The sequence below is a fragment of the Actinoplanes sp. NPDC051633 genome (assembly GCF_040681735.1).
In the GTDB taxonomy this organism is placed as follows: domain Bacteria; phylum Actinomycetota; class Actinomycetes; order Mycobacteriales; family Micromonosporaceae; genus Actinoplanes.
Map to the genome: position 1 here is coordinate 1 of NZ_JBFAZH010001048.1, position 2,704 is coordinate 2,704.

3 protein-coding genes are annotated in these 2,704 nt (G+C 66.6%); 1 reads left to right on the plus strand and 2 read right to left on the minus strand.

The window, feature by feature from the left end:
* Positions 1–1,439: alpha-L-fucosidase (locus AB0M20_RS36680; RefSeq protein ID WP_364305288.1), on the plus strand; the 1,439-nt coding region annotated here is incomplete at its 5' end.
* A gap of 19 nt (positions 1,440–1,458) precedes the next feature.
* Here the strand turns inward: AB0M20_RS36680 and AB0M20_RS36685 are convergent.
* Positions 1,459–2,370: a carbohydrate ABC transporter permease gene (locus AB0M20_RS36685; RefSeq protein WP_364305290.1), complete on the minus strand. Its 912-nt coding sequence runs from the start codon at positions 2,368–2,370 to the stop codon at positions 1,459–1,461.
* The coding region (locus AB0M20_RS36690) for a sugar ABC transporter permease (RefSeq protein ID WP_364305292.1) at positions 2,360–2,704 on the minus strand (345 nt) is incomplete at its 5' end. The genes AB0M20_RS36690 and AB0M20_RS36685, both read right to left, overlap by 11 nt.

A 2,704-nucleotide genomic window follows, 5' to 3' on the forward strand; every position in this document is an offset into this window, starting at 1 on the left:
CGTACGCAGACACCTGGGACTCGTTGGCGGCGTACCAGGTTCCGCGGTGGTTCCGGGAAGCGAAGTTCGGCATCTTCGTCCACTGGGGCGTCTATTCGGTGCCGGCGTTCAAGTCCGAGTGGTACCCCCGGAACATGTACAAGCAGGGAACACCGGACTTCGAGCACCACGTCGCGACGTACGGGTCCCACACCGAGTTCGGCTACAAGGACTTCATCCCCCAGTTCACGATGGACCGGTTCGACGCGCGGGACATGGCGGCCTTGTTCCGGCGGGCGGGCGCCCAGTTCGTCGTTCCGGTGGCGGAGCACCACGACGGCTTCGCGATGTACGACGAGCCGCGCACTCGCTGGAAGGCTCCCCTTGCCGGGCCGCGCCGGGACGCCTACGGAGAACTGATCGCCGAAGCGGGCCGTCAATGGCTCGTTCCGGGAGCGTCCTCGCACCGGGCCGAGCATTGGTTCTACTTCAACGGCGGTGCCCGGTTCCCCTCCGACGTCCTCGACCCCGAGTTCGCCGACCTGTACGGGCCGGCCCAGCGGGAGGAGACCAGTCCCAACGAGGCTTTCCTCGAGGACTGGCTGCTCCGTACCGTGGAGATCATCGATCGGTACCGGCCGCAGGTCCTCTGGTTCGACTGGTGGATCGAGACACCCGGTTTCGAGCCGTACCTGCGCAAGCTGGCCGCCTACTACTACAACCGCGCGGCCGAGTGGGGGCGCGGGGTTGTCATCCAGCACAAGCACAACGCCTTCCCTGCCGGGACGGCGGTGTTCGACGTCGAGCGGGGCGGCTTGGCGGGGGTGCGAGACGAGCCCTGGCAGAACGACACCTCGGTGTCCCGCAACTCGTGGGGGTGGATCGACGGGCACGACTACAAATCAGTACGTGACATCATCGACGAGCTGATCGACGTCGTCGCCAAGAACGGCTGCCTGTTGCTGAACGTCGGCCCCAAACCCGACGGCACGGTGCCCGAACGCGAGCGTGAACTACTCGAGGGTGTCGGCGACTGGCTGAACGTCAACGGCGAGGCCATCTACGGGACCTCGCCCTGGGTGGTTCCGGGCGAAGGGCCGACCTCCGTTCCCGAGGGTTCCTTCACCGACGGGTCGCCGCTGCGCTTCACCTCTCGCGACTTCCGCTTCACCCAGCACGTCTACCCCACCGAGACCTATGTGTACGCGATGAGCACGGCCTGGCCGGAGGACGGCATCGCCCGCATCACCACACTCGGCAACGCCTCCGGCGTCGCGGTGGCCGGCGTGCACGAGGTGACGCTGCTCGGCGACGGCAAGCCGCTGGAGTTCCGGCGCACCGACCAGGCGCTCGAGGTGCAGCTGCCCGGCCGGCCGCCGTCGGCGCTGGGCCCCGTTCTGCGGATCGTCTCGAGCGCCCCGGAGCCGCAGCGCCGGAGCGGCTGGGTGCACAACGACTGAGCCGGGTGCGGCGGCCGGGTCAGCGGCCGCCGAGCCCGGACAGAGCGATTCCACGGACCAGATATTTCTGCAGCGCGATGACCAGCGCGATAGTGGGCACCATCGCGATCGTGGACGCCGCCATCAGGAGCTCCCAGCGCTGGCCCTGCTGGCCGAGGAAAAGTTGCAAGCCGAGCGGCACGGTCATCCTGTTGGTGTCGCTGATGGTGATCAGCGGCCACAGGAAGCTGTTCCAGTAGTTGACGAAGGTGAACACGGCGAGCACGGCCAACGCCGGGGTGGAGACCGGGATGAAGATCCGGCTCAGGATGCGGAGGTGGCCGCACCCGTCGAGCTTGGCGGCCTCCTCGAGCTCCTTCGGCACGGTGAGGAAGAACTGTCGCAGCAGGAAGGTGCCGAACGCGGTGAACGCCCACGGAAGGATCAGCGCCTGGTACGAGTTGACCCACCCGATCTCCTTCATCACCAGGAACATCGGAATCACGATGACCTCCTGCGGCACGATCAGCGTGCTCAGGTACAGCACGAACAGCCCGCCGCGAAACCGGAAGTTGAGCCGCGCGAACGCGTACCCGGACAGTGCCGAGGCCACCAGGGTGATCGCCGTGCCGACCGAGGCCACGAAGAGCGTGTTGAGGATGAACCGGCCGAACGGCAGGAAGTTCCAGGCCTCCGCGAAATTGCCCCACATGACGCTGGAGCCGAACGGCTTGGGCGGCACGGTGAAGACCTCGGCGCTGGGCTTCAACGCGGAGAGCACCATCCAGATGATCGGCACCAGGAACAGCAGCGCGACCAGCGACAGGAACGTCTGGGAGAGGATCGTGCGGACCGTACCGGCACGGGAACGCCGGACCATGGGCGCGGGCGCCGCCGCAGGCGCCGGGTCGGGCAGATGGACTCCGGTGGCGCTCGAGGTATCACTGGTCATAGTGCACCCACCTCTTCTGCCCGACGAACTGCACGATGGTGATGATCAGGATGATCACGAACAGGATCCACGCGATGGCCGAGGCAAGGCCCAGCTTGTAGAACTGGAAACCCTGCTCGTACAGGTACACCACCATCGTGGTGGTGGCATTGCCGGGCCCGCCGCCGGTGAGGACGTACGCCTGGGTGAAGACCTGGAACGACGAGATCAGCGTGAGTACGACGGCGAAGAAGATCGATGGTGTGATCAGCGGCAGAACGATCCGGAAAAAGCGCGCGGACGGGCCTGCTCCGTCGATCGTCGCGGCCTCGGTGAGGCTGCTCGGAACGGCGTC

What these genes read in the sequence shown, in the direction of transcription:
- AB0M20_RS36685 (WP_364305290.1), bottom strand. Translation starts at nt 2,370, where the DNA reads ATGACCAGTGATACCTCGAGCGCCACCGGAGTCCATCTGCCCGACCCG.